Genomic DNA, 17,906 nt, shown 5'->3' with positions numbered 1-17,906 from the left:
GCCCTAGTCGAACTGAAACACCTGGTAATCCTCGGCGTAAAACGCCCGCGCCCGCGCCACCGCCTCGGCGCTTAGCATCGAGACATCGGCCTTCGGCCCGCCGGTCTGCTCATGCGGCATCACAAGTGTCCGCCCCACCCGGTCGGACAGGTCGCGCGTCAGCGTCGCCAACTCTGACATCTGGTAAAGCCGGTCGTAATAGGTCGGATCAGGGCCCAGAAACCGGACATGCGGATCGCTGTGACGCCGGATCGACACCGAGGCCGCGCGGTAAGCCTCCAGGTTCATCACGAATTCCTCCAGCTTCGGGCGCGGCGTCAGACCCGCGCCCGCGGGCGTTTCCGCCAGCCGCCCCACCTCCAGCTCGCGGTGATACATCACCCTGTTGCGCCAGACCGACACCAGACGTTTCAGCGGATCGCGCAGAACGGCGATTTTCCACAGCCCCGCCGCCTGCTCTGGCGGCAGGGCCTGAAAGTTCGTGCTGGAATGGATGTGGTGGATATGGACCAGCTTGCCATCCCGGCGAAAGGGTTCAAAGGGGCGGCCGTGTTCGATCTCGTAGAACATCCGCTTGATCGAGGTGCAGGCGTTCTTGGGCACCGAGGTGTAATGCAACCCCAGGTCGGGCAGGATGATGGGCAAGTCTGCCTCCTGTAAGGGACACTAGTCCTTGCGCGCCGCCTTTGGCTTGCCATGGGTCAGCCGTCGCCCCAGGACTTCGGCAATCGTGTCCTCGTGCATCTCCTCGCCCAGAAAGTCAAGCAAGGGCCGCAGCGCCTTGGGTCCCTGGATCAGGGTGGCATAATCCAGGTGAAAACAGCCCGGATGGGTGTCCGCATAGGCCGTGAACGCCGCATCCGCATGGGCCAGCTGCGGCAAGAAGTTGTCGGGCGGCTGCCGGCTGAACCAGGCCGAGGCCGCGACCTGCGCATGGTCGCGCGTCAGGAACAAGATGCGGGCGCTGGGGAAGTGGTGCTGCATGATCTCCAGCTGGCGCGGGATGAAGGTCACATCCTGCAGATAGCGGATTTCCTTGAACCCTGCGACGCGGGTTCCGGGCGGGATGCGCAGCACCTCGCGGGCAAAGACGTCGAACATGCCCTGCGCCAGGCGGTCGATGTCGATATCCTCGGCGCCAAACCAGGGATCGGCGGGTGTCCCCAGGAGTTTGGCGCGCTTGACCAGGCCCGCGCGCTGCGCCCGATGCGTGGTGATCTCGCGATTGCGCTCCAGCGTGTCGATCATCTTGCACAACGGGTGGATGGCATTGGCGTTTTCGCCGCGGATGCAATAGCCCGGGATCGCGTTCAAAAGGTTCTGCGTCACCGTCGAGCCGGAACGCCCATAGGTGACAAGGAAAAGATAGCCCTTGGACGGGCGGGCAAGGTCGGCGAAGTCCGGCTCTGCAAGGCCGGGGATCGGGGCGCGCGCGACAGTATCGGTCATGTCGGGTCCTTGGATATCTCAAACAGGCGGGGAAATCTGTGGCAGGGGGCGCGGTCCGGGCCTAGCCCTTGGGCGCCTTGACGTTGACCATGTGATCCAGGCGCCGCCCCAGCACCCGCGTCACCGCCGCAACATCCATCGGTTCGCCCAGGAAGTCATACAACGGCGCCAGGCCCGCAGCCCCTTGCGCAAAGGCCGCATAGTCCAGCGTAAAGCAATCGGGATGGGTCGCGGCGTAATCGGCAAAGATCTCATGGGTCTTTTCCAGCTTGGGCAAAAGCACCGTCTTGTCATGACCACGCCACCACGAGGAATTCGCCACCTCGGTGGGATCGCGCGTCAGGAACAGGATGCGCGCCTTGGGGAAAAAGCGCTGCATGATCGCAAGCTGGGTCGGCAGAAAGTTCAGGTCGTAGAAATAGCGGATTTCCTTGAAGCCCGCGACCTTGGTGCCGTTGGGGATGTTCAGGATCTCGCGGCAAAAGACGTTGCAAAACCGCAAGGCGGTGCGTTCGACATCGACCAGCTCCAGCCCATACCAGGGGTCGGCGGGCGTGCCGATCGCGGGCACCGCCTTGGATTTGCCGGCCAGCTGATCGGCACGCAGCTGGAAATTCGGTTCGCGCAAGTAGACGTCGATCATCCGGCAGATGTGATACAGCGCATTGGCGTTCTCGCCGCGGATGCAATAGCCCGGGATCGTGTTCAGCAGGCTTTGCAGCAAGGTGGAGCCCGAGCGCCCGTAGGTCACGATGAACAAGAACCCCTCGGAGGGGCGGCGCAGCACGGCGAAATCTTTGCTCGCGAGGTCTGGCGCGGTCATGGTCTCTCCGTTGGGCACTGGGTCGCGTACTGGCTTGCGGGGTCGGACCCTAGCGCCCAAGCCGGGTAAACTCAAGCGCGCCTGGGCAACCTCAAGCGGGCAAGTTGGCACCGCGCTTGACCCGGACCGCGCCGCCGTGTCCCATGGTTCAAAGCGGGAGGGTCAGATGCGCGCAGTGCGGCTTTTGGGGCTAGGGGATCTGGCGGTGGTCGATGTGGCGCGGCCAGAGCCCGGGGATCACGATGTGGTGGTCCAGGTGCAGGCCGCGGGGATTTGCGGCACGGATCGGCATCTGTTCCTGGGCGAGTTCCCCTCGCGGCCTCCGGTGACGCTGGGCCATGAATTCGCCGGGGTCGTGGTGGCGGTGGGGGCAAAGGTGGGGATTGCGCCCGGCACCCTGGTCGCCTGCGACCCGAACATCTTTTGCGGCACCTGTGCCGAATGTCGCCGCGGCCGGGTGAACCTGTGCGAGGCCAATGTGGCCATAGGCCTCGCCCGCGACGGCGGGTTTGCCGAATATGCCGTGATCCCCGCCCACCGCGCCTTGCCCCTGCCTGCGGGGATGACCGCCGAGGCGGGCGCCTTTGCCGAGCCCCTGGCCTGCACGCTGCACGGCCTGGATGTCGCGCGCCTGATCCCCGGAGAGCGCGCCATGGTTCTGGGCGGCGGGGTCATCGGCCTTTTGGCCGTGCAACTGGCGCGGGCGGCTGGGGCCGAGGTCCTGCTTGTCACCCGCAATCCCCACAAGCGCGCGGTCGCCTTGGGCCTTGGCGCCCAGCACACCGCCGCCACGCTGGACGAGGCCCAGGCGCTGTGGCCCCGCGGCGCCGATGCGGTGATCGAATGTGCCGGCGTGACCGAGACGATGACCCGCGCCCCCGACCTTGCGGCGCCCGGCGGCCGCGTCGTGATCCTGGGCGTCCTGCCCAAGGGCGCGAAGGTCGCCTGGCAGCCCTTTGACCTTTTGTTCCGCGAGGTTTCGATCCTCCCCGCCTTTATCAACCCCTTTACCCAGTCCCGCGCGCTGGACCTGATCGCGAATGGCACGGTGCAGACCGCCCCGCTGATCTCGCGCCGCGTGACGCTGGAAGAGGCGGCCCATGCCATCGCCACCCCCGCCCTGCCCGCGGATATCAAGCTGCTCGTCCTCCCCTGACGCAAGGTCCGGGCGCTCTGCGGTCGCGGCCTGTCGTCCGGCAACGGGTCCCCCCCTGACGCAGGTCCGGGAGGGTCCGGACGCTCTGCGGCCCCGGCCTGTCGTCCTGCACCGGCCCCCCCCTGACGCAGGTCCGGGAGCGCCCGAAACGTCACTGCTGGGGCGCGCGCAGCCCCCCCCCAACCTCCGCCCCCACCCCCCAAACCCCGGCCATTTCCCCCCTTGCCCCGGCCTGCCCCCGGATGCATGGTCGCGCCCAATCCCCCGCGCAGGACCCATTATGGCCGACAGCCCGCTTGCCTTTTTCCGCCGCCATCCCAATTACGCCCGCTATTTCACCGGCATGATCCCGATCCAGTTCGCGGCCCAGATCCAGGCCATCACGGTCGCCTGGCAGGTCTATCACATCGCCCGCGAGACGCGCAGCATCGAGGAAAGCGCCTTCATGGTCGGCATGGTTGGCCTGTGCCAATTCCTGCCGCTGTTCGTCCTGACGCTGTATGCGGGCACCCTGGCAGACCGGATCAGCCGCAAGACCATCGTGCTGTGGTCGCTGGTGGTCGAGGGCCTGGGCGTCGCGGCCCTGATGCTGACCGCGCTGGACCCCGACCCCTCCCTGACCCCGATTTTTGTCATCGCGGCCGTCTTTGGCGCCTCGCGGGCCTTTGTCTCGCCCGCGGCCTCGGCCATGGTGCCGATGCTGGTGTCGCGCACCGACATGCCCCGGGCGATTTCACTGTCGACGACGGTCTGGATGATCGCCATCCTGGGCGGCCCCTTTGTCGGAGGCCTGCTGATCGCCCATTCCATCGCCACCGCCTACGGCGTGGCCGTGCTGTGCTTCATCGCAGGGATCGCCGCGATGACCACGATCCGCGCCCATACGACCCCCGAGCGGCAAGAGGGCAACCCCCTGACCCAGCTGCGCGAAGGCCTGGCCTATGTCTGGGAGAACAAGGTGGTTTTCGGCGCCATCTCGCTTGACCTGTTCGCCGTGCTTTTGGGCGGGGCCACGGCGCTTTTGCCGGCCTTTGCCACCGATATCCTGCAGGTTGGCCCCTTGGGCAATGCGCTGTTGCGGATGGGGCCTGCGGTGGGGGGGCTTGCGGTTTCGACCTGGCTGGCGTTTTTCCCGATCAAGAACAAGGCCGGGGTCAAGATGTTCCTGGGCGTTGCGGCCTTTGGCCTGGCCACCATCGTCTTTGGCCTGTCCACGAACCTTTGGCTGTCGGTCGCGGCGCTGGCTGTGCTGGGGGCGGGCGACATGATCTCGGTCAATGTGCGCCAGACGCTGATCCAGATCGTCACCCCCGACCACATGCGCGGCCGCGTCTCGGCGGTTTCGGGCCTGTTCATCTCGGGCTCGAACGAGCTGGGAGAGTTCGAAACCGGCGTCGTCTCGCGCTTTATCGGCCCGGTGATGGCGGCTGTGACGGGGGGCATCGGGACGCTGATGGTGACAGGCATCTGGGCCGCGGCCTTCCCGGCCTTGCGCAAAGCCGACCGGCTTGATCATGAATGACGCGCTGAAGGCCGCGCTGTGGATGCTGGGGTCGGTCGCGGCCTTTACCGGCATCGCGGTGGCCGGCCGCGAGGTCCAGGCCACCCATGACAGCTTCGAGATCATGACAGTCCGGTCCGCCGTGGGCTTTACCCTGCTGGTCGCCTTTGGCCTGGTCACAGGCCAGATCCGCCAAGTCTCGACGGAAAGACTCTCCGGACATTTCGCCCGCAACATCGTGCATTTCGTCGGGCAAAACCTGTGGCTGGTGGCGCTTGGCCTGATCCCCCTGGCCCAGGTTTTCGCCATCGAGTTCACCTCGCCGCTGTGGGTCATTGCCCTGGGTCCGCTGTTTCTGGGCGAGCGTCTTACCCTGCCCCGGGTGCTTGCCGGGCTTTTGGGGTTCATGGGCATCCTGATCGTCACGCAGCCCGGCGCGGGGCTGATGAACTGGGGGACGCTGGCTGCGGCGGGGGCGGCGCTGTCCTTTGCCACCGTGGCCATCCTGACAAAGCGGCTGACCAAGGGGATATCGGTCTATGGCATCCTGTTCTGGCTGACCTTCATGCAGTTCTTCTTTGGCCTGATCGGGGCGGGCTTTGACGGCGCCGTCACCCTGCCCACGGCGCAGACCCTGCCCTGGCTTTGTCTGATCGGGCTGTGTGGCGTGCTGGCGCATCTGTCGCTGACCACCGCCCTGTCGCTGGCCCCTGCGGGCTTTGTCACCCCCATCGACTTCATCCGCCTGCCGCTGATCGCCGTCATCGGCGCGCTGTTTTACGCCGAGCCCTTCGACCCCTATGTCCTGCTGGGCGGCGCGGTGATTTTTGCCGGCATCCTGGTGAACCTGCGCGCGCAAATGCGGGTCCAGGCCGCCTGACGTGACGTAAAAATGACTGTTCTGTTGATCGGCGGGGTTGCGCCGGTCTAGCCTGTCTGACCGGGCCGCCCCAAGACGGCCCAACGAGGGAGGAAAAAATGATCAAACGTCTGGGCCTTGTGGCCTTGGGCCTGTCGACGGCCAGCACAGCCCTGGCGGGCGGCATCGACCGTTCGGGCCAGGACATCACCATCCTGTTCGAAAAGGGCACGGCGGCGCGGCTGGAGTTCGGCTCTGTGTCGCCCAATCTGCAGGGCAAGGGCCTGACGCCCTTTACCTCGGCCGTGGACAATGTGGCCGACGATTACATCCAGGCCCAGATCGGCTTCAAATCCGACATCAACGCCAAGCTCAGCTATGGCCTGATCCTGGATCAACCCTTTGGCGCCGATGTGGCCTATGCGGGATCGCCCACCACGACCTGGTTCGGCGGCACCTCGGCCAATGCCAGCTCTTCGGCGCTGACCGGGCTTTTGCGCTATAAATTCAACGACCGGATGAGCGTTTACGGCGGTCTGCGCCTGCAGGAGGCTTCGGCCAATGTTGTCCTGTCGGGCCGGGCCTATGGCGCGCTGACCGGCTATAGCGTGGACCTCGCCCAGGACAGCAGCGCGGGCTATGTGGTGGGCGCGGCCTACGAGATCCCCGATATCGCATTGCGTGTGGCGCTGACCTACAATTCCGCGATCAGCCATGACTTCGACACGGTCGAAAAGGTCGGCGCCACCACCGTCGGCATCAAGTCAACCGAGGTCGACACGCCGCAATCGGTCAACCTGGATTTCCAGACCGGGGTGGCGGCCAATACCCTGGTCTTCGGTGGCATCCGCTGGGCGGATTGGAGCAAATTCCGCCTCGACCCCGCCTTCTTTGTCTCGCGCACCGGGGGCGGGCTGGTCGATCTTGAGGATTCGACGACCTATACCCTGGGCGTCGGGCGCAAGTTCAACGAGACCTGGTCGGGCCTCTTCTCGCTGACCTATGAAAAGGCGGGCGATCCGCTGGTTTCGCCACTGGCCCCCACGACAGGCCAGATGGGCGCGACCCTGGGCGCCGTTTATACGATGGAGAAGATGAAAGTGACCTTCGGCGTCAACTACACGCGCCTTGGCGATGCCACGCCCGAGACCGGCACCCCCGATACCGCCCGCGCCGATTTCACCGGCAATGACGCGGTGGGATTTGGGGTGCGGCTGGACTACACGTTCTAAAGACACGGCCTAACGACACGGCAGGGTCCGGGCCGCCAAGCCCGGGCCTTTCCTTTGGCACAAACCGCCGGTTTCGGGTGGCGCCATCCCGCGCCCCGTGGCAGAAGCCCGCCATGACCCATCCGACCCAAGCCCGCCTCACCCCTCGCACCTGGGCGCTCATGGCGGCGCTCGCCCTGATCTGGGGCGGCTCCTTCACCGCCAATCACGCCGCCCTGACCGCCCTGACCGTCACGACGACCGTGGCCATTCGCGTCACAGGGGCGGCGCTGGCGCTTTGGCTTTGGGTCGCCCTGGCCCGGGCTCCCATCCCGCGCTCCCCCGCCTTCTGGCGCGATGCGGCGGTGATGGGGGTGACGAACAACCTCATCCCCTTTTCGCTGATCGTCTGGGGCCAGACACAGATCCCCTCGGGGCTGGCGGGCATCCTCAACGCCTCGACCGCGCTGTTCGCCGTCCTGATCGCGGCCCTGGTCTTCCCGGACGAGCGTCTGACCCGCAACCGCATCCTGGGCCTGATCCTGGGCCTTGTGGGCGTCGTCGTCACCATCGGCCCCGAAAGCCTGACCGACTTCGACCCGACCTCGCTGGGCCAACTGGCGATCCTTGGCGCGGCGCTGTCCTATGGGATCTCGGGCGCCTATGGCCGCGCCCGGCTGAAAGGCATCCGCCCCGAGGTCTCTGCCGCCGCCATGCTGACCATCTCGGCCGCAATCTATGCCCCCTTGGCGCTGATCCAACACGGATTGCCCAGCTTTACGACTGAAAGCCTCGGCGCCGTCCTCTACCTCGCCCTGATCGCCTCGGCGCTGGCTTACCGGATCTTCTACACGATCCTTGACGAGGCCGGCGCCGGCAACATCGGCCTTGTCACGCTGCTGATCGCCCCGGTCGCCGTGATCCTTGGCGCGCTCCTTTACGCCGAGACCCTGCCGCCCCAAGCCTTTGCCGGCCTTGCCCTGATCACCGGCGGGCTGATCGTGATGAACCGGAAATAACCCTTCCCCTTTCATACTGGCTCAAATATCTCCACGGGGGTGCGGGGGTGTGAAACCCCCGCTGCGTTCAACCGGGACCCACGCCATGATCTACCAGACCGCCGCCGACTACCTGAACGCCCCGCGCAAGAAACTGGCGCTGTTTGGCATGTCGGGCCTGGGCAAGACCCGGATTTCGACCCTGCTGCGCGACCAGGGCAACTGGTTCCACTATTCCGTCGATTACCGGATCGGCACGCGGTATATGGGCGAATTCATCGCCGACAATTTCAAGCGCGAAGCGATGAAGGTCCCGCTCTTGCGTGAGCTGTTGATGACCGACTCGGTCTATATTGCCTCGAACATCACCTTCGACAACCTGGCGCCCCTATCCACCTATCTCGGCAAACCCGGAGATCCTGCGAAAGGCGGCCTGGCCTTCACCGAATATCAACGCCGCCAGGCTGAACATGCGGGGGCCGAGGTCGCCGCCATGCTGGACACGACCCGGTTCAGCGAAAGGGCCGCGGCGATCTACGGATATCCTCATTTCATCTGCGACACCTCGGGCTCGATCTGCGAGGTGGTCGAGGCCAATGACCCCTCTGATCCCGTCTTGCGGGAAATGGCCGACAACCTGCTTCTGGTCTGGATCAAGGGCTCTGACGCGCATCGTGACGCGCTGTGCGCCCGCTTTGATCGCGCCCCCAAGCCGATGTATTACCGCCCCCAGTTCCTGATGCAGGTCTGGGCCGAATATCTGACCCAGTCCGGCTGCCTGGAAACCCAGGCCGACCCCGACGCCTTCTTGCGCTTTGGCTATGCGCGGCTTCTGGACAGCCGCCAGCCCCGGTATGAGGCCATGGCGCGCTGGGGCGTCAGCATCACCGCCGAAGAGGTCAGCGCTGTCCAGACGGCCCAGGACTTCGACCATCTCATCTCCCGCGCCCTTGACCGGCGCGGACCCGCTGCCTAAGTCGGGCGCCCAAGAATCCGTCCAAGCGGAGAGACCCATGCCGATCACCCTGCCCGAAAACCTGCCCGCCTATGATGTCCTTCGCGAAGAGGGCGTCATGGTCATGTCGCCCGACCGCGCCAGCATGCAAGACATCCGGCCGATCCGCATCGGCCTGTTGAACCTGATGCCGAAAAAGATCCAGACCGAGAACCAGTTCGCAAGGCTGATCGGCGCGACCCCCTTGCAGATCGACTTCCAGTTGATCCGCATGACCGAACATCAGACCAAGAACACCGCCGCCGAACATATGGCGACCTTTTACCGCCCCTTTGCCGAGGTCGAGGCCGGCGGAGAGAAGTTCGACGGCCTGATCATCACCGGCGCCCCGATCGAGCATCTGGCCTTTGAAGACGTCACATATTGGGACGAGCTTTGCCGCGTCATGGACTGGACCCAGACCCATGTCCATTCCACCTTCGGCGTCTGCTGGGGGGGGATGGCGATGATCTACCACTTCCACGGCGTGGCGAAACACATGCTGAACGCCAAGGCCTTCGGCTGTTTCCCGCAAGAGAACCTTGCCCCAACCTCTCCCCTTTTGCGCGGCTTTGCCGATGAGGCGCTGATCCCGGTCAGCCGCTGGACCGAGATGCGCCAGGACGAAATCGACCGGGCCGGCCTGCGCACGCTGTTGGGCTCACCCGAGACGGGGCCCTGTCTGGTGGAAGACCCGGGGCATAGGGCTTTGTATATCTTCAACCATTTCGAATATGACAATGGCACGCTGAAACAGGAATACGACCGCGATGTCGCGGCGGGCAAGGCGATCAACGTGCCGATGAACTACTATCCGGGCGATGATCCGGCGCGGGTGCCGGTGAACCGCTGGCGGCCCCATGCCCATCTGCTTTACGGCAACTGGGTCAACGAGATCTATCAGACGACGCCCTTTAATCTGAACGACATCGGCCTGAACGACAGCGGCCTGAACGACAGCGGCCTGAACGACAGCGGCCTGAACGACAGCGGCCTGAACGACAGCGGCCGCGTGGGTTGAACCCGCTGGAGGGGCTGCCGGCCCCTCCAGACCTCCCCCGGGAGTATTTGAGCCAATGTGAAAGACGAAAAGTGCCGTCTTCGTGACTGGGCCGGCGGCTTCGTAACGCTAGAGTAACAGTTCCGCTGCAGGCTGAACCATGGGCGAAAGGGGGGCGTGATGGGACTGTTTTTTCTGGGCTGCGCGCTTCTGGGCCTTGGGCTTTGGCTGCGGGTGATGTGGCGTGAGGCGGCGATCCGGCGGCGCTTTCCACCGGTCGGGCGCATCGTTGCGGTGGGCGGGCGGCGGGTTCATGCCATGACGCTGGGCGCGGGGCCGGATCTGGTGATGATCCATGGGTCCTCGGGGCAGTTGCGCGATCTTTTGCCTTTGATGACGCGGCTGGCGGGGCGGTTTCGTGTGACGGCCTTTGACCGACCGGGCTTGGGGTTTTCCGATGCCATAGGGGCGGAAGGGGTTTCCCCTGCGGGTCAGGCGCGCCATCTGGCGATGGCTGCGGCGGAACTGGGGATCACGCGGCCCCTGGTGCTGGGGCAAAGCTATGGCGGCACGGTCGCGCTGGCCTGGGGGCTGGAGGTGACGGGGGCGCAGGCGGCGCGGGGCTTGGTGCTGATCTCGACGCCCTCGCAGCCCTGGGTGGCCAAGCTGGACTGGTGGTATCAGCTGACCGCGACGCGGTTGGGGCGGGCCCTGGCCGTGCCTTTGGCCGCGGCCCTGGTGACGGATGCCTATATTGAAAAGATGATGCCGGGGCTTTTTGCGCCCTCTGCCCCGCCCGAGGGGTATTCGGCCCGGATCGGCGCGATTTTGGCGCTGCCGCCGGGCGCCCTGGGGGTCAATGCCGACCAGGTCAACGGCCTCTTGCCGCATGTCCTGGCCATGCAGAGCGAATATGCCCGCCTGACGCTGCCGGTTGAAATGGTGCATGGCGCCCATGATCCCATCGTGCCGATGGAGCTTCATTCCGGGCCCCTGGCCGCTCTTTTGCCCCAGGCGCGGCTGACTGTGCTGGAGGATGCGGGCCATATGCCGCATCACACGCATCTGGAAGCCGTCGAAGAGGCGGTGCTGCGCGCGATGGCCGCCTAACCCTTTTTGGTCAGGCCCGAGACGCGCTTTTCCACGGCCTCCATGATGCGTTTTTCCATCAATTTCAGGTCCAGCGCCGTGACCTGCTCTTTCTTGATGGCCTCGATCTCTTTGGTCAGGAAATCCACCCGCGCCGAAAGCGTTTTGACCTGCGTTGCCGGTTGCGCCAATTCGGCCGTCAGCGCTATGGCCTTGCTGAGCTTTTCGATCCCCATCGCATTCGTGCGCTCCTTGATCCCAAGATCGTCCAAGAGCTTCATCATCCTTTTGAATGTGGGGCTTTCAAGGGCGACACCATCACCCTCCGGGGTGGTGACCTCCTTCAGCAATCTTGCCACGAGGGCTTCGGTGCCCTTGATGCTTTCCTTCTGTGCCGCGACGATCTTTTCCAGCGCCGCTTGCTTGCGTTCAAAGGTCACAAAGTCGGGTTGGGGTTGCTTCGGAGCCTGTTTCTTTGGGGCTTCGTCCTTCTTCTCGACCGGCATGATATCTCCTCCGTTGAAAATGCCTGTAAGGTTAAAAGCACCGCAGGCAGCCGTCGAGAATAATCTGAGACATGGGTTCAGTTTTGCCGCGACACTTGCCATAGTGGGGAAAAGCTGGGGGCTTGCATGAACAGTCTGGGCGATCTTCCCTTCGACGGGGCCATCTCGCGCTATTTCAAGAAGGACGCGCCCAAGGAGGTCCGCCGCGTGATCGAGGCTGCGGGCAAGGATGACATCCTCTCGCCCACTTACCCCTACCGCGAAGAGATGAAGCGCAAGGACTATGAGGCGCGGATGGCCGAACTGCAGCTGCAGCTGGTGCGGATGCATTACGACCTGAAGGCGCGGGGCAAGCGGCTGATCGTGGTCTTCGAGGGGCGCGATGCGGCCGGCAAGGGCGGCACGATCGAGGCGATGCGGCTGAACCTGAACCCCCGCGTGGCGCGGATCGTGGCCCTGTCCAAGCCGACCGAGCGTGAGGCCGGGCAATGGTATTTCCAGCGCTATGTCGATCAGCTTCCCGCCGCGGGCGAGATCAGCCTTTTTGACCGCAGCTGGTATAACCGCGCCATCGTCGAGCCGGTCTTTGGGTTCTGCACGCCGGACCAGAAGGCGAAGTTCTTCCGCCAAGTGCCTGATTATGAACGCATGATCGTGGATGAAGGCATCGTCTTGGTCAAGCTGTGGCTGGAGGTCGACCGGGCCGAACAGCTGAAGCGGTTCCTGGACCGCGAGGGCGACCCGCTGAAGCAATGGAAGCTGAGCCAGATCGACATCGACGGCCTGGCCAAGTGGAAAGACTACAGCGCGGCCATTGCAGAGACGATGGCCAAGACCCATTTCCCCCATGCGCCCTGGACGGTCATCCTGTCGGATGACAAGCTGCGCGCCCGGATCGCGGCGGTTCAGGCGGTCTTGAATGCGATGGAGTTTGCAGGCAAGGACAAGGCGGTGATCGGGGCCATGGATGGCAAGATCTGCGGCGGTCCGGGTCTGATCGGGGGGTGAGGCCCTTCGTTCAGGCAGGGCGGTCTTTCGGGAAAGCTCCGTGGGGCGCTGCCCCACACCCCGGAATATTTGGGTCAGTATGAAAGACACGAAGAAGGTCGCTGCGAAAGACATGACGAAAGAAACGGGCCGTTGAAGCAGGGCTATCATCACGGGAACTTGCGGCAAGCCCTGGTCGAGGCGGCCTTGCGGTTGATTGCCGAACAGGGGCCGACGGGGTTCACCCTGTCCGAGGCGGCCAAGGCGGCGGATGTCACGCCCGCCGCCGTCTATCGCCATTTCGCAGGCCGTGACGAGCTGATCGCCGAGGTCGCGCGTCAGGGCTATGACATCTTTGCCGCTCTGATGGAGTTTGCCTACAACGGCGGCAAGCCCTCGGCCTTGGCGGCGTTCGAGGCGACGGGGCGCGCCTATCTGGCCTTTGCGCGGAAATACCCGGGTCATTACATGGCGATGTTCGAAAGCGGGCTTTCGTTCAACGCCCATCCCGACCTGGGGCAGATGGCGCAAAAGGCGCGGTCTGTGCTGGAACAGGCGGCGCAGGGTCTTGGCCAGCATCTGCCCGAGGGGAAACGCCCGCCGGGCTCGATGGTCTCGGCCCATATCTGGGCGATGAGCCATGGCGTGGTGGAACTGTTCATGCGCGGCACGCCCGGCGCGAAATCGCCCTTCCCGCCCGAAGACCTGCTGGAAACCGGGATCGGCATCTATCTGCGCGGCCTGGGGCTGTTGCCGCCCGACCGCTGAGGCTTGGGCTGGACCTTGTGGGGCCCGCGCCTTAGCCTTGCGCAAAAGGAGAGCCCGATGCCCGCAGCCCCGAACCGCCTGAAAGCCCGCCTGGCCGCGGGGGAAACCGTCTATGGCTCCTGGCTTGGCATGGCCGATCCCTATGTGGCCGAGATGGCGGGGACTTGCGGCTTTGACTGGCTGTTGATCGACGGCGAACATGCGCCCAATGACTTGCGCAGCATTTCCGCGCAACTGGCGGTCCTGCGCGGCGGGGCATCGGATGCCGTGGTGCGCGTGCCGGTGGGGGAGGCCTGGCTGATCAAGCAGATGCTGGATGCGGGCGCACAAAGCCTGATGGTGCCGATGGTGGAGACCGGGGCCCAGGCGCAGGCCGTTTATCAGGCGACGCGCTATCCCGGGGCTGGCGTGCGGGGGATCGGCTCCTCGCTGGCGCGGGCCTCGATGTTTTCAGCGGTGCCCGACTATCTGACCACAGCGGATGACCAGATCTGCCTGATCCTGCAGGTCGAAAGCCTGACAGCGCTGGAGAACCTGGACGATATCCTGAAAGTGCCGGCCGATTGCGTCTTTGTCGGCCCCTCGGATCTGGCGGCGGACATGGGGCATTTGGGCGGCGCCTCACACCCGGAGGTCAAGGCCAAGGTGCTAGAGACCCTGGCCCGCATCAAGGCCGCAGGGCGCGCGGCGGGCATCCTGACCACCGAAGAGGACTATATCGCCGAGGCGCGCCAAGCTGGGGCGCGGTTCATTGGCGTGGCCATCGACGTGCTGCTTTACGTCCAGGCGATGCGCACCGCGGCCGCCCGTTTCAAATAGAGCGCAAAGCGCAAGATTTTCATCTCGCCTCTGGGGCTTGCGCCCCAACCGGCTCGGGATTTGCGCCGCACGTGGGGAAATCGGCAAACACAATGAACGCGCCCGATCCCCGGCGCGCGCCTTATGCTTTCATACTGACTCAAATATCTCTCGGGGGGTGAGGCGCGCCAGCGCCGAGGGGGGCAGACAGCCCCCCTGCCCGGTTTCCGTCACGCCTCGGGTTCAAAGTCCAGCGCCACGCCGTTGATGCAATAGCGCAGGCCCGTGGGTGCGGGGCCGTCGTCGAAGACATGGCCCAGATGGCCGCCACAGCCCTCACAATGGACCTCTGTGCGGACCATGAAATGGCTGCGGTCCACGGTTTCCCCAATCGGCGCGCCCTCGGCGGGGGCAAAGAACGACGGCCAGCCGCAGCCTGCGTCGAACTTGGTTCCGGCGCGGAACAGCTCTGCACCGCAGCCCTTGCAGTAATAGACGCCGGGCGCCTCGGGGAAGTTGTCATGGCTGAAGGGTCGCTCTGTCCCATGTTTGCGCATCACGCGGAAGGCCTCGTCGCCCAGCTGCTTCAGCCATTCCGCGTCGCTCTTTTCCAGTCTATCCATGGACACCTCCGGTTTCACTGTCAGATTTAGGCCATGAGCGCGATGCTGCAAGCCCCAAACCTTGACCTAGGCCCGCTGACGGCCCGGCTGTTGCCGCCGGGCAGCGGCGCGGGCATGGATCTGCGGCGGCTGGCCTTTCCCGGTGACAGGGGGGATGGCCATGACGCAACCTGTCACCATCTGGTCATCGAGACCCGCGGCAAGGTCCTGGCGACCGGGCGGCTGAGGGTCTTCGACGGTCCCCCAAAGGGCGCCTATGCGGCCGAGTTCTACGACCTCGCGCCCCTGACCCTGACAGGTCGCAGCCTGGAGCTTGGCCGCTTTTGCCTGCATCCCGATCACCCCGACCCCGGCATCCTGCGGCTGGCCTGGGGCTTCCTTGCCCGGATCATCGCCGCTGAGGACATCGCCCTGCTGTTTGGCTGCACCTCCTTCCCCGGCGCCCAGGCCGACCATGGCCCCGCCTTGGCCGCCCTGCGCCCGCATGTCGCAAGCCCCGGCCCCGGGCGCAGGGCCGCGGCTTTGCCCCTGCCCGACCGGACCCCCGACCCCACAAGCCTGCCGCCCCTGTTGCGGTTTTACCTGAGCCTGGGGGCCAAGGTGTCGGATCATGCGGTGATCGACCGCGACCTGGACACTCTGCATGTTCTGACCCTGCTGCGCATCGCGGATATCCCCCCGGCGCGCGCGCGCTTCTTGACGCTGGCTTGACCGCGGCGCCGCCAGTGGATACCTGCCACCCATGGCACGCGCACCCCTTTTGCAACTCTCTTCGCTGTCGCTGACCTTCGGCGGCAATCCCTTGTTTGACGGCATCGACATGACGGTCCAGGAGGGCGACCGGCTCGCTCTTGTGGGCCGCAATGGCTCGGGCAAGTCCACGCTGATGAAGCTGATGGCAGGCTTTGTCGAGGCCGACAAAGGCGCTCGCCATGTCCCGCCCGGCATCACGGTCGGCTATATGGAGCAAGAGCCCGAGATGACGGGCTTCGAGACCTTGGGCGATTATGCGGCCTCGCGGCTGGATGTGGGCGAGGAATGGCGGCTGTCGGTCGCGGCCGAGGGTCTGGGGTTCAAGCCCGAGACGCCCATCGCCTCGGCTTCGGGCGGCGAGCGGCGCCGGGCGGCCTTGGCGAAACTGGTGGCCGAGGCGCCCGAGTTGATGCTTCTGGACGAGCCCACCAACCACCTGGACATTGCCGCCATTGAATGGCTGGAAAACTTCCTGAACGACACCCGGGCGGCCTATGTGCTGATCAGCCACGACCGGGCCTTTTTGAACCGGCTGACCAAGGCGACGCTGTGGCTGGACCGCGGGCAGATTCGCAGGCGCGAACTGGGCTTCTTTGGGTTCGAGGAATGGCGCGAAGAGACCTGGGCCGAAGAGGATGCGGCGCGTCACAAGCTGGATCGCAAGATCAAGGCCGAGGCGAAATGGGCGGTCGAGGGCATCTCGGCCCGGCGCAAGCGCAACCAAGGGCGGGTGCGGGCCTTGGCGGAATTGCGTGAGGAACGCTCAAGCCAGATCCGCCGCAAGGGCACGGCCGCGATGGAATTCGATCAGGCTCCGATCTCGGGCAAAAAGGTGATCGAGGCCACGGGCATCGCCAAGGCCTTTGGCGACAAAGTGATCCTGAAGGATTTCGACCTTAAAGTTCTGCGCGGCGACCGGGTGGCCTTTGTCGGTCCGAATGGCGTGGGCAAGACGACGCTGTTGCGGATGCTGACCGGAGAGATCGCGCCCGATGCCGGCACGGTGTCGCTGGGCACGCAACTGGAAATCGCGGTCTTTGACCAGGCGCGCGCGCGGCTGGACCCCGAAGAAAGCCTTTGGACCAACCTGACCAATGACCCTCTGATGGCCGTGTCAGGCAATTCCGATCAGGTCATGGTGCGGGGTTTTGCGCGCCATGTGGTCGGATATCTGAAGGACTTCCTGTTCGACGAGGCCCAGGCGCGGGCGCCAGTCAAAAGCCTGTCGGGCGGTGAACGGGCGCGGCTTTTGCTGGCGAAACTGATGGCGCGGCCTTCGAACCTTTTGATCATGGACGAACCGACCAACGATCTGGACGTCGAAACGCTGGACCTGCTTCAGGACATCCTGGGCGATTATGACGGCACGGTCCTCTTGGTCAGCCACGACCGCGACTTCATCGACCGCGTGGCCACGACCACCGTGGCACTAGAGGGTCAGGGCCGCGTCATGGCCTATCCCGGCGGCTGGAGCGACTATGTCAGCCAGCGCGGCCCCCGCGAGGCCGAGGCGCGGCGCGAGGCCGCCAAGGCCGCGGCTGCCCCCGAACCTGTCCGCGAAAAGAAGGCCGATGGCCTGACTTTTACCGAACGCAAGCGGCTGGAGACCCTGCCCGGCGTCATTGAAAAGCTGGAGGCCGAGATTGCCAAGCTGAATGACCTTCTGGCAGATCCGCAGCTGTTCACCCGCGAGCCGGTGAAGTTCAAGAAGGGCACGGACATGCTGGCCGAACGCCAGGCGGCGCTGGCAGCGGCCGAAGCGGAATGGCTGGCGCTGGAGGAAAAGGCGTAGCGGTGCGTGTGAACACGCACCCTACCCAGGTTGAAACACGCGCCCTGCGCCGTAGGGTGCGTGCTTGCACGCACCGCCACCCAAAGCCCCGCAGGGTGCTTGCACGCACCGCCCCTAGCGGTTTTTGAACAGGCTGCCCGCGTCGACGCGGCCGAAGTTCGAGAAGATCTGGCTTAGCGCCGACTTGCCCTTGATCGGCTCGGAGGTGACGCGGCGCGACAGGGCCACGACCTCGCCACGCTCCAGGCCGAATCGTTCGATGTTGGCCACGCGGCCATCGGCGTCGAACGACACCGCCACGACCTGACGGTCATATTCCTGCGGCGCCTTGATGCCCTGCGACTTCCACCGGCTTTGCACGTAATACCAGGCGCCGTCGGACAAAAGCCCATCCGTCGTGGGCCGCCCCAGAAAGGCCGCCACCGTCTCGCGCGTGTCCACCCCTGGCTCGATCTGCGCCAGGGTCTCGTCGTCGGGCGTATAGCCATGCATGGAATAGATCGGCGTGCAGCCCATCACCGCGCACAGCGCCAGCCCGCGCCAGACCGCGCGCCATTTCACCCGAATACCGCTCGTGACCGTCATGCCGTCCCCTGCCG

Annotated in this window: 19 protein-coding genes; 13 read left to right on the top strand and 6 right to left on the bottom strand. The window is 65.1% G+C overall.

The genetic code is table 11. From position 1 onward, the window contains the following. Positions 1-3: 3 nt before the first annotated feature. From NX862_RS03505 to NX862_RS03495, 3 genes are all read right to left on the bottom strand, one after another. Entirely contained in the window at positions 4-645 is a 642-nt protein-coding gene (locus NX862_RS03505; RefSeq protein ID WP_264492477.1) for a sulfotransferase family 2 domain-containing protein, read from the bottom strand. A gap of 21 nt (positions 646-666) precedes the next feature. After that, on the bottom strand, positions 667-1,449 hold the full coding sequence (locus NX862_RS03500) for a sulfotransferase (RefSeq protein WP_264492476.1): 783 nt from the start codon (positions 1,447-1,449) through the stop codon (positions 667-669). Between the two features lie 61 nt (positions 1,450-1,510). Next, positions 1,511-2,272, bottom strand: a complete 762-nt coding sequence (locus NX862_RS03495; protein WP_264492475.1) for a sulfotransferase — start codon at positions 2,270-2,272, stop codon at positions 1,511-1,513. A 166-nt stretch (positions 2,273-2,438) separates the two neighbouring features. Between NX862_RS03495 and NX862_RS03490 the strand changes: the two genes are divergently transcribed. The 8 genes from NX862_RS03490 (at position 2,439) to NX862_RS03455 (ending at position 11,101) form a co-directional block, all read left to right on the top strand. Further along, the gene (locus NX862_RS03490; protein WP_264492474.1) at positions 2,439-3,428 is read left to right on the top strand and encodes an alcohol dehydrogenase catalytic domain-containing protein; all 990 of its coding nucleotides are present in this window, start codon (positions 2,439-2,441) and stop codon (positions 3,426-3,428) included. A gap of 280 nt (positions 3,429-3,708) precedes the next feature. Beyond that, positions 3,709-4,950, top strand: a complete 1,242-nt coding sequence (locus NX862_RS03485; protein WP_264492473.1) for an MFS transporter — start codon at positions 3,709-3,711, stop codon at positions 4,948-4,950. Then, positions 4,943-5,809, top strand: a complete 867-nt coding sequence (locus tag NX862_RS03480) for a DMT family transporter (RefSeq protein ID WP_264492472.1) — start codon at positions 4,943-4,945, stop codon at positions 5,807-5,809. The genes NX862_RS03485 and NX862_RS03480 overlap by 8 nt, the downstream gene beginning before the upstream one ends. A gap of 98 nt (positions 5,810-5,907) precedes the next feature. Further along, complete coding sequence (locus tag NX862_RS03475; protein ID WP_264492471.1) at positions 5,908-7,020, top strand: OmpP1/FadL family transporter; 1,113 nt, start codon at positions 5,908-5,910, stop codon at positions 7,018-7,020. A gap of 113 nt (positions 7,021-7,133) precedes the next feature. Further along, positions 7,134-8,018, top strand: coding sequence for a DMT family transporter (locus NX862_RS03470; RefSeq protein ID WP_264492470.1), 885 nt, complete (start codon positions 7,134-7,136; stop codon positions 8,016-8,018). Between the two features lie 85 nt (positions 8,019-8,103). Beyond that, positions 8,104-8,973: an ATPase gene (locus tag NX862_RS03465; RefSeq protein WP_264492469.1), complete on the top strand. Its 870-nt coding sequence runs from the start codon at positions 8,104-8,106 to the stop codon at positions 8,971-8,973. Positions 8,974-9,010: 37 nt separating this feature from the next. Then, positions 9,011-10,012 (top strand): homoserine O-succinyltransferase, encoded by a 1,002-nt coding sequence (locus NX862_RS03460; RefSeq protein ID WP_264492468.1) that lies wholly within the window; start codon positions 9,011-9,013, stop codon positions 10,010-10,012. Between the two features lie 159 nt (positions 10,013-10,171). Then, entirely contained in the window at positions 10,172-11,101 is a 930-nt protein-coding gene (locus tag NX862_RS03455; protein WP_264492467.1) for an alpha/beta fold hydrolase, read from the top strand. On the opposite strand, the gene NX862_RS03450 is transcribed toward NX862_RS03455, so the two are convergent. Then, the gene (locus tag NX862_RS03450) at positions 11,098-11,688 is read right to left on the bottom strand and encodes a hypothetical protein (protein ID WP_264492466.1); all 591 of its coding nucleotides are present in this window, start codon (positions 11,686-11,688) and stop codon (positions 11,098-11,100) included. The two genes, NX862_RS03455 and NX862_RS03450, sit on opposite strands and share 4 nt — an antisense overlap. 24 nt (positions 11,689-11,712) lie before the next feature. Here NX862_RS03450 and ppk2 point away from each other — a divergent pair, with 24 nt between their 5' ends. The 3 genes from ppk2 (at position 11,713) to NX862_RS03435 (ending at position 14,160) form a co-directional block, all read left to right on the top strand. Further along, a complete protein-coding gene (ppk2, locus tag NX862_RS03445; RefSeq protein WP_264492465.1) occupies positions 11,713-12,594 on the top strand; it encodes a polyphosphate kinase 2 in 882 nt (293 codons plus the stop codon). A gap of 159 nt (positions 12,595-12,753) precedes the next feature. Continuing rightward, the gene (locus NX862_RS03440) at positions 12,754-13,341 is read left to right on the top strand and encodes a TetR/AcrR family transcriptional regulator (RefSeq protein ID WP_413694529.1); all 588 of its coding nucleotides are present in this window, start codon (positions 12,754-12,756) and stop codon (positions 13,339-13,341) included. Positions 13,342-13,398: 57 nt separating this feature from the next. Further along, a complete protein-coding gene (locus NX862_RS03435) occupies positions 13,399-14,160 on the top strand; it encodes an HpcH/HpaI aldolase family protein (RefSeq protein ID WP_264492463.1) in 762 nt (253 codons plus the stop codon). Positions 14,161-14,369: 209 nt separating this feature from the next. Here NX862_RS03435 and msrB read toward each other — a convergent pair whose 3' ends face one another. After that, on the bottom strand, positions 14,370-14,762 hold the full coding sequence (gene msrB / locus NX862_RS03430) for a peptide-methionine (R)-S-oxide reductase MsrB (protein WP_264492462.1): 393 nt from the start codon (positions 14,760-14,762) through the stop codon (positions 14,370-14,372). Between the two features lie 33 nt (positions 14,763-14,795). On the opposite strand from msrB, the gene NX862_RS03425 reads away from it, so the two are divergent. Together NX862_RS03425 and NX862_RS03420 are read left to right on the top strand one after the other, a co-directional pair. Then, positions 14,796-15,473: a GNAT family N-acetyltransferase gene (locus tag NX862_RS03425; protein WP_264492461.1), complete on the top strand. Its 678-nt coding sequence runs from the start codon at positions 14,796-14,798 to the stop codon at positions 15,471-15,473. A gap of 31 nt (positions 15,474-15,504) precedes the next feature. After that, on the top strand, positions 15,505-17,307 hold the full coding sequence (locus NX862_RS03420; protein WP_264492460.1) for an ABC-F family ATP-binding cassette domain-containing protein: 1,803 nt from the start codon (positions 15,505-15,507) through the stop codon (positions 17,305-17,307). Positions 17,308-17,421: 114 nt separating this feature from the next. Here the strand turns inward: NX862_RS03420 and NX862_RS03415 are convergent, their stop codons facing one another. Then, on the bottom strand, positions 17,422-17,892 hold the full coding sequence (locus NX862_RS03415; protein WP_264492459.1) for an outer membrane protein assembly factor BamE: 471 nt from the start codon (positions 17,890-17,892) through the stop codon (positions 17,422-17,424). Between the last annotated feature and the right edge of the window lie 14 nt (positions 17,893-17,906).

The sequence above is a fragment of the Stagnihabitans lacustris genome, assembly GCF_025950525.1.
In the GTDB taxonomy this organism is placed as follows: domain Bacteria; phylum Pseudomonadota; class Alphaproteobacteria; order Rhodobacterales; family Rhodobacteraceae; genus Stagnihabitans.
This window is presented reverse-complemented; position numbering and strand designations above follow the sequence as displayed.

Excerpts from the sequence above, each read along its gene's own strand:
- NX862_RS03500 (WP_264492476.1), bottom strand. The coding sequence starts at position 1,449 with ATGACCGATACTGTCGCGCGCGCCCCGATCCCCGGCCTTGCAGAGCCG.
- NX862_RS03495 (WP_264492475.1), bottom strand. The coding sequence starts at position 2,272 with ATGACCGCGCCAGACCTCGCGAGCAAAGATTTCGCCGTGCTGCGCCGC.
- NX862_RS03490 (WP_264492474.1), top strand. The coding sequence starts at position 2,439 with ATGCGCGCAGTGCGGCTTTTGGGGCTAGGGGATCTGGCGGTGGTCGAT.
- NX862_RS03485 (WP_264492473.1), top strand. The coding sequence starts at position 3,709 with ATGGCCGACAGCCCGCTTGCCTTTTTCCGCCGCCATCCCAATTACGCC.
- NX862_RS03480 (WP_264492472.1), top strand. The coding sequence starts at position 4,943 with ATGAATGACGCGCTGAAGGCCGCGCTGTGGATGCTGGGGTCGGTCGCG.
- NX862_RS03475 (WP_264492471.1), top strand. The coding sequence starts at position 5,908 with ATGATCAAACGTCTGGGCCTTGTGGCCTTGGGCCTGTCGACGGCCAGC.
- NX862_RS03470 (WP_264492470.1), top strand. The coding sequence starts at position 7,134 with ATGACCCATCCGACCCAAGCCCGCCTCACCCCTCGCACCTGGGCGCTC.
- NX862_RS03465 (WP_264492469.1), top strand. The coding sequence starts at position 8,104 with ATGATCTACCAGACCGCCGCCGACTACCTGAACGCCCCGCGCAAGAAA.
- NX862_RS03460 (WP_264492468.1), top strand. The coding sequence starts at position 9,011 with ATGCCGATCACCCTGCCCGAAAACCTGCCCGCCTATGATGTCCTTCGC.
- NX862_RS03455 (WP_264492467.1), top strand. The coding sequence starts at position 10,172 with ATGGGACTGTTTTTTCTGGGCTGCGCGCTTCTGGGCCTTGGGCTTTGG.
- NX862_RS03450 (WP_264492466.1), bottom strand. The coding sequence starts at position 11,688 with ATGGCAAGTGTCGCGGCAAAACTGAACCCATGTCTCAGATTATTCTCG.
- ppk2 (WP_264492465.1), top strand. The coding sequence starts at position 11,713 with ATGAACAGTCTGGGCGATCTTCCCTTCGACGGGGCCATCTCGCGCTAT.
- NX862_RS03435 (WP_264492463.1), top strand. The coding sequence starts at position 13,399 with ATGCCCGCAGCCCCGAACCGCCTGAAAGCCCGCCTGGCCGCGGGGGAA.
- msrB (WP_264492462.1), bottom strand. The coding sequence starts at position 14,762 with ATGGATAGACTGGAAAAGAGCGACGCGGAATGGCTGAAGCAGCTGGGC.
- NX862_RS03425 (WP_264492461.1), top strand. The coding sequence starts at position 14,796 with ATGAGCGCGATGCTGCAAGCCCCAAACCTTGACCTAGGCCCGCTGACG.
- NX862_RS03420 (WP_264492460.1), top strand. The coding sequence starts at position 15,505 with ATGGCACGCGCACCCCTTTTGCAACTCTCTTCGCTGTCGCTGACCTTC.
- NX862_RS03415 (WP_264492459.1), bottom strand. The coding sequence starts at position 17,892 with ATGACGGTCACGAGCGGTATTCGGGTGAAATGGCGCGCGGTCTGGCGC.